Genomic DNA, 6,510 nt, shown 5'->3' with positions numbered 1-6,510 from the left:
AACCAGCCGATGTAAATGCGATTTTCTGTGGAGGCGATCCAGCTACAGAAGCGTTCCCAGACGTTCGCGTTCTGGGTGCGTTGTAAGGTTGTGGTCATGTGATTATGATTGCTGGTGTTCTGTATAGAACGGAATGTTTTTTATGTATGAATCTAATCTAACCCGATTGTTAATGTTTGTAAACCTTTCTCAGTTTTATAGACCTGATGGGGGTTATCAGGTTTAGTTATGTATGTTGGGATGGCGAACTCCAAACTCATACTGCACTGGTGAGTATGCTCTAGTTTCCTTCGGGTTGATGAGCGATAGCCGAATCACAACCCAACCTACAGATCTGACAGCATCGACTGATTACCAGCCAGCAAACAACTCCCAGCAATGGAATATTGAGATCGGGAGATCTCACCAATTGCACAATACATTCCGACCTCAGGCTAAATTGGAAAGTGACAACTTTGTTAATGCAGCCCAAGATGGCTGCAAGGAGAAAATATTTGGACAACATTAGAAAAATATTAGAGATCGGCATCGATTCAAGGTCTACCGCCGAATTAATTCAGCTAGCCCTATCAGCACCTGAAGAAGATGACGATTATGCAAAGGAGCGTTGGCATTTTGTGGGCTTGCTCCAGCGGCGCGGAAATCGAGAGGTATTGGATCGCTCGATCGCATTGACAAAGTGTGTGTCGATTGAGAAAAGATCTCTAGGTATCGATATTTTGGGACAGTTAGGCATCCCAGAGCGAACGTTCCCTGACGAATGTGTGACGAGACTATTAGAATTGCTAGCGCAAGAATTCGACCCACTCGTCTTACGAGATATTTGTATTGCGCTTGGGCATTTAGGAGATCCACGATCGATCGAGCCACAATTAAAATTTTGCTTACATCCCGATTGGGAGGTGCGCTATGGGGTGGTGAGTGGCTTGAGCGGACGCGATGACGATCGAGCTATTTTGGGTTTAATTAAGTTATCTACAGATGTGTGCCCAGAAGTCCGCGATTGGGCGACTTTTGGCTTGGGGACGTTAATTGAGGTAGATACACCCGCGATTCGAGAGGCGTTATATCAGCGGTTTCTGCTAGAGGATCGCCAAGGTAAGGAAACTGCCGAAATTTATGATGAGGCATTGGCAGGGCTGGCGAATCGCAAAGACGATCGGATCTTGCCCCAACTGATTACCAAGCTGATGTCTGATGACGTAGGCACATTCGCAATCCAGGCGGCAGAAGCAATGGCCGACGATCGTCTTTACCCAGCATTATTGCATTTACAAACTTGGTGCGATAGTACCTATTTAGAAGATGCCCTACTAGCTTGTAAACCTCGATCGAGTCAGCAACGATCGTCATGAAAATTGAGACCGGATCTGATGCTGGTTTTTAAAAATAAAACTGCTGCAATCCGCATTCTGTCGTTGAAGATCGCCCGATCGAAGTATATCTGCCACCACATTTGTGAGATGATTGGAAATCAAAATTCGATCGGGTGGCTGAGATGAAATCGTTATTGCAAGTGTTTCAGAGTCGGAAAATGGCAGCTTTGTTGGTGCTTGGTTTTGCATCAGGACTACCATCCCAAATTATCGATGCACCGCTGAAAGCCTGGTTGAGTACGGCAAATGTAGGGGTGCCAGCGATTACCCAATTATCGGCTCTGGCAATGTTGCCTTATGCCTGGAAATTTGTGTGGTCGCCATTACTAGATAAATATGTGCCACCTTTTTTGGGGCGCAGACGGGGATGGTTATTAGTGACACAAATTGCCTTAATCTTCACAATCGGATTGATGGCAATTCAGCAACCTAGCGCGAATAATCTGCAAGTAATAACTATTTTGGCTGTCACGATCGGATTTTTTAGTGCATCTCAGGATATTGCTAGCGACGCATACCGAACCGATGTGCTAGAAGAGTTGGAAATGGGTGCTGGGGCGGCATTATTTACGTTTGGCTTTCGGATTGCAATGTTATTGGCGAGTGGTTGGGCGTTAATTGCAGCCGATCCGACCCGCTCTGGACATTTAAGTTGGCAAGCGGTGTATCTAATCTTGGCAGGATTGATGTCTTTGGGCTTAATTGCCACTCTACTAGCACCACAACCTATCGCTCAAGAGTCTACACCACCTTCGTTACTCGCGGCGATCGTACTGCCGTTCCAAGACTTTTTTCAGCGACGGGGCATCGTCAATGGCATTTTAGTGCTGTTGCTGATCGTCATTTACAAAATCGGGGACTATATGGTTAAAGGTGTAGCGACCCCTTTTTTACTAGAAATCCATTTTACCCAAACCCAAATCGGTACGATTCAGGGTGGATTGGGAATCGTGGCGACTATTCTGGGTGCCTTTGTCGGTGCGATCGTACTCAATAAAATTGGCATCAATCGTGCGTTATGGGTTTCGATCGGGTTACTATCGATCGGGATTATCCCTTACTGGTTACTGGCTCAGTCGGTACAATTGGCACCTGTCGGGCAAAGTCCGAGCGAAGCATTATTAATTTTAGCGATTAATTCTGAATATTTTTTTGCTGGGATGGAAGCTACGGCATTCATCGCTTTTTTGATGAGTTTGTGCAATCGTCAGTTTTCCGCGACGCAGTATGCTTTATTTACCAGCCTGATGCTGTCGGGAAAAAGCTTTATCGTCGCACCGATGGGCAGTATTGCCAAGCAAATCGGCTGGTCGAATTTCTTTTTACTAAGTATTCTTGCTGCGGTTCCAGGGCTGATCTTGCTAACTTTCCTTGCTCCCTGGAATTCAAAAGCTGAGAAAAATTCGTTACAATAGCGACCGACCCGATCTAAATAATCTAATGACCTTCTTTCGCCAAAATGTCGCTCCATTCTTGATTTTGCTGGTATTTCTGTTCGCCCTAGTTGCCACCAGCGCAAGAATTTTCTTGCCGACAGATATGTCTGGCCCTGCTCCAGTAGCTGGTGTGTTAATTCAGAGCATATTAACGCTAGTAAGTTAGAACGCGAGTTCGGCAAGTCCGAGATATTCGACTCCTTGAGTGCTGACTTCAAATCGACAAGGGAGTACTTGCAATCCCTTGGCGATTGCGGTGCGTAAGAGCTTACCGTAGAGCGGATCGGTAGTATCTCCAGGCGCAAATTTGGTTTTGTCGCCCCGGTTGATAAGGTAGAGCATCACCGCACCAGCTTGGGGCATGACATCGATGAGTTCGCGCAGGTGTTTTTGACCTCTGGTAGTTTCGGTATCGGGAAAAACGGCAATATCCCCGATCGACCAAGTGGTATTTTTAACTTCTAGATAGATCGATCGTTCTCCCCCTTCGAGTAAAAAGTCGATTCTACTGCGGTTATTCTGCCCGTAGGGTACTTCCGATCGAATCGTTTGGTATACGCCTAGTTCGGGTAATAGCTGCCGTTCTAGGGCGATTTTAACTAGCTTGTTGGGCAAGGCGGTATTAATGCCAATCCACACACCATCGATCGAAATTGTCTCCCAAGTGTATGCGAGTTTGCGCTTGGGATTATCGTGGAAAGATACCATCACTGGCGCGCCAATTTGACATACTCCAGTCATCGGGCCAGTATTAGGGCAATGTGCGGTAATTATTTCTCCTGTATCGAGTTGGATATCTGCAAAAAACCGCTTGTACCGTTGGACTAAAATGCCGGGGTAGAGTTGTGGGTAGGTGTAGAGCAAGGGAGGGGAGAGAGTAAGGAGTAAGAAGTAAGAAGTAAGGAGTAAGGAGTTGGCATTTACAATCTAAAATCCAAAATCTACATAGAGAGCTAGGTTCTGGTGGCGATGTAGGTTTCTAAATAACCGAGATCGATCGCCATTTGGTCGATCGGGGCGTTAATATTAACTAGCTGTCGATCGCGTGCGAGGGTTTCGACTTGCTTGGCTAATGCGGCAATACTGGTAATCCCGACATTTGCACTCGCACCCTTAATGTAGTGAGCTTCATGACCGATCTTGACTAGATCTTTATCGATGACAGCTTGACGGAGATCTTCGATGTGAATTTTGACATCTTCTGCCAACATGGTGAGTAACTCTAGTTCAAATTCCGGATCGTCTTCTGAAACTTGATGCAGTTGTTCCCAGTCGATGTCTATGCGATCGTTCATTGGATGATGTCGTGAGAGTGTAAGCTGATTACGATTAATAGTTTATCCTTTCGATCGCCTATTTCCCTAATCTATCTATGTTTCAAACTACCCGCCGTCGGTTGGCAATTTGGTATATTACCTTGACTGCGATCGTGTTAGTGGTATTTGCCAGTGCGATGTATATTTACGTGCGGAGTACTCTAATCGAGCGGATCGATGATACGTTAAATCATGTCGTGGAGGTAGTTACTCGCTCGATCGCGATCGACAGGATCGATGCGCCAGGGATTGCCAATCGGTTTGAGATTAATGTCGCAGCGAGTTTTCAAGATAATTCCGATCGACTCGATGACGATCGGATCGATTTGGAATTATTCAATCTTGGCGGTAAGTTATTGTGGTCTACACTCAAAGAGCCACTCAATTTACCAGTGTGGATCGATCTAGATGGTGCGACGGTGCGGGTTAGTCACGATCGAATTTTGCGGCAGATTACGGCACCAGTCTATAAATACAATGTTTTAGTCGGCTTTTTACGAGTCAGTCATCCTTGGTTTGAAGTTACCAAGCCTACCGAATCGTTAATTATCGATCTCGCGATCGGAACTTCGTTAGTATTAGCTAGCGTCGCGACGATTGGGTGGTTTTTATCGGGGATTGCGATCGAGCCAGTCAAAGCTTCTTACCAGCAGCTCAAGCAGTTTACCGCCGATGCATCGCACGAACTCCGCAATCCGATCGCGACTATTCAAGCCAACGTTCAGGTAGCACTCAGTGAGGAGCCGTTACTACCCCAACAACGCCAACAACTCCAGACGATCGAACGCCTGACGCGGCGGTTGGGGCGGTTGGTTGACGATTTATTATTTCTCGCCCGTCAAGATAGCAGTATTGTTACGCCAGAGTTTAGCTTAGTGCCGCTCGATGCCTTATTAATGGAAACGATCGAAGAGCAGCAACTCGCCGCAGCCGCCAGAGGCATTAACCTAAAATTTGAAATTATCGATCCGGTACTGGCAGAGCAAGATCGCGAACTCGATGTATTTACGATCGATGGCGATTGGGATCGACTGGTAAGACTATTTACTAATTTGCTAACTAATGCGATTCAGTACACGCCGCCACATAGAAAACACCCGTCGGAGATTAATATTGAATTAAAACATCTAACTCATCAAAATATATCATATCTGCAAGTCCAAGTTCAAGATAATGGGATGGGAATTCCCGAAGACGCTCTGCCATATTTATTTGACAGGTTTTATCGTGTCGATCCGGCTCGAACCGCTACTGCTTCTGATGTCAGCAGCGGTTCGGGATTGGGACTCGCGATCGTCGAGTCGATCGTTACCAGTCATCAGGGCGAACTCCGCATCGATACTCAAGTTGGAGTCGGTACGACTGTTTTTGTCACATTCAAACGCGCTCCTGTTACCAAAAGTTATCATTCACTGTAGATAGAATACTTTAAGCTAGAATTAGACGTTTAATTTTAGGAGTAAATCATGTTGAATGCTACATTGCTACTTGGTGCGATCGGCCCTTTGAGCCAAGTTTGGTCGCCAACAATCGCGATCGTCATGACTGTTGCTTCTCTGCTCGGAGTGGCGATTGCTAGTACTACCAAAAAAGCTGGCCCAACTCTGGTTGGTGGTTTGACGATCGCGCAGCTTTTAGGCGGTACTTCGTTCGGACATCTCCTCGGTGTAGGTGCCGTCCTTGGTTTAACTCGCCTGGGAATCATTTAGATCGATTTGTTCGATTCATAAAATCCCTCGACTCCCCTACAGTTGCAGTTGAGGGATTTTTCGGCTTAATGTGCCAGTAGCAATCTGCGCTACAAAATCGGCTCGTGAACGGTGACTAATTTAGTACCATCAGGAAATGTCGCTTCGACTTGGATGTCGTGAATCATCTCCGGAATACCTTCCATCACATCATCGCGATCGAGTAACGTTTTGCCATAATTCATTAGTTGGGCAACAGTTTGCCCATCCCTAGCACCTTCGAGAATTGCCGCCGAGATATAAGCAATTGCTTCGGGATAGTTGAGTTTTAAGCCTCTAGCTTTGCGACGTTCGGCGACTAGCGCGGCTGTAAAAATGAGTAATTTATCTTTTTCTTGTGGGGAAAGTTGCATGGTTGGAAAGGGTTGAAGGATGTTTGGCAAAATGTCTTCTAGACTTCGCTTTTGCTGGGATTACCCCCCCAACCCCCCCCTTATAAAGCTATCCATTACCCACAGATTATCCAATGATTGCAATGGTTTGGGGGATTGCTAGCCATTTAGGTAGGGGCAATTCATGAAGCGGCGGTTTTATGTCTAGGGTTCCCCCCGAATAAAAAAGCGGATTGATTTTCGGTCGGGTTTCCCGACCGTGAAAATCAACCAAGCACCGACAAGACATTGCCCCTACCTAA

At 46.2% G+C, this 6,510-nt stretch carries 9 protein-coding genes; 6 read left to right on the top strand and 3 right to left on the bottom strand.

Annotated elements, in window-relative coordinates:
- The first annotated feature begins 298 nt into the window (after positions 1-298).
- The 4 genes from Q0R35_RS06735 (at position 299) to Q0R35_RS06720 (ending at position 2,978) form a co-directional block, all read left to right on the top strand.
- Positions 299-508 carry a hypothetical protein gene (locus Q0R35_RS06735; protein WP_295615325.1) on the top strand — a complete coding sequence of 70 codons (210 nt, stop codon included), beginning with the start codon at positions 299-301 and terminating at the stop codon, positions 506-508.
- A complete protein-coding gene (locus Q0R35_RS06730; protein WP_295615324.1) occupies positions 495-1,355 on the top strand; it encodes a HEAT repeat domain-containing protein in 861 nt (286 codons plus the stop codon). Before Q0R35_RS06735 ends, Q0R35_RS06730 begins: the two co-directional genes overlap by 14 nt.
- Positions 1,356-1,498: 143 nt before the next feature.
- Positions 1,499-2,791 (top strand): MFS transporter, encoded by a 1,293-nt coding sequence (locus Q0R35_RS06725; RefSeq protein ID WP_295615323.1) that lies wholly within the window; start codon positions 1,499-1,501, stop codon positions 2,789-2,791.
- Between the two features lie 25 nt (positions 2,792-2,816).
- On the top strand, positions 2,817-2,978 hold the full coding sequence (locus Q0R35_RS06720; RefSeq protein WP_295615322.1) for a hypothetical protein: 162 nt from the start codon (positions 2,817-2,819) through the stop codon (positions 2,976-2,978).
- Here Q0R35_RS06720 and sfsA read toward each other — a convergent pair.
- Complete coding sequence (sfsA, locus tag Q0R35_RS06715; protein ID WP_295615321.1) at positions 2,975-3,676, bottom strand: DNA/RNA nuclease SfsA; 702 nt, start codon at positions 3,674-3,676, stop codon at positions 2,975-2,977. The genes Q0R35_RS06720 and sfsA overlap by 4 nt on opposite strands.
- Positions 3,677-3,765: 89 nt before the next feature.
- Positions 3,766-4,107 carry an Hpt domain-containing protein gene (locus tag Q0R35_RS06710; RefSeq protein ID WP_295615320.1) on the bottom strand — a complete coding sequence of 114 codons (342 nt, stop codon included), beginning with the start codon at positions 4,105-4,107 and terminating at the stop codon, positions 3,766-3,768.
- Positions 4,108-4,184: 77 nt separating this feature from the next.
- Here Q0R35_RS06710 and Q0R35_RS06705 point away from each other — a divergent pair, with 77 nt between their 5' ends.
- Both Q0R35_RS06705 and Q0R35_RS06700 read left to right on the top strand, forming a co-directional pair.
- Entirely contained in the window at positions 4,185-5,546 is a 1,362-nt protein-coding gene (locus Q0R35_RS06705; RefSeq protein ID WP_295615319.1) for a HAMP domain-containing sensor histidine kinase, read from the top strand.
- A 48-nt stretch (positions 5,547-5,594) separates the two neighbouring features.
- Complete coding sequence (locus Q0R35_RS06700) at positions 5,595-5,837, top strand: photosystem I reaction center subunit PsaK (RefSeq protein ID WP_295615318.1); 243 nt, start codon at positions 5,595-5,597, stop codon at positions 5,835-5,837.
- Positions 5,838-5,926: 89 nt separating this feature from the next.
- Here Q0R35_RS06700 and ureA read toward each other — a convergent pair whose 3' ends face one another.
- Positions 5,927-6,229 (bottom strand): urease subunit gamma, encoded by a 303-nt coding sequence (gene ureA, locus Q0R35_RS06695; protein WP_295615317.1) that lies wholly within the window; start codon positions 6,227-6,229, stop codon positions 5,927-5,929.
- Positions 6,230-6,510 lie beyond the last annotated feature (281 nt).

Origin of the sequence: Chamaesiphon sp. GL140_3_metabinner_50, assembly GCF_025361915.1 — a bacterium.
In the GTDB taxonomy this organism is placed as follows: Bacteria; Cyanobacteriota; Cyanobacteriia; order Cyanobacteriales; family Chamaesiphonaceae; genus Chamaesiphon.
The sequence above is the reverse complement of the archived record's forward strand: the minus strand, read 5'-3'. Positions and strand labels throughout refer to the sequence as shown.

What these genes read in the sequence shown, in the direction of transcription:
- Q0R35_RS06735 (WP_295615325.1), top strand. Translation starts at nt 299, where the DNA reads ATGAGCGATAGCCGAATCACAACCCAACCTACAGATCTGACAGCATCG.
- Q0R35_RS06725 (WP_295615323.1), top strand. Translation starts at nt 1,499, where the DNA reads ATGAAATCGTTATTGCAAGTGTTTCAGAGTCGGAAAATGGCAGCTTTG.
- Q0R35_RS06720 (WP_295615322.1), top strand. Translation starts at nt 2,817, where the DNA reads ATGACCTTCTTTCGCCAAAATGTCGCTCCATTCTTGATTTTGCTGGTA.
- Q0R35_RS06710 (WP_295615320.1), bottom strand. Translation starts at nt 4,107, where the DNA reads ATGAACGATCGCATAGACATCGACTGGGAACAACTGCATCAAGTTTCA.
- Q0R35_RS06705 (WP_295615319.1), top strand. Translation starts at nt 4,185, where the DNA reads ATGTTTCAAACTACCCGCCGTCGGTTGGCAATTTGGTATATTACCTTG.
- Q0R35_RS06700 (WP_295615318.1), top strand. Translation starts at nt 5,595, where the DNA reads ATGTTGAATGCTACATTGCTACTTGGTGCGATCGGCCCTTTGAGCCAA.
- ureA (WP_295615317.1), bottom strand. Translation starts at nt 6,229, where the DNA reads ATGCAACTTTCCCCACAAGAAAAAGATAAATTACTCATTTTTACAGCC.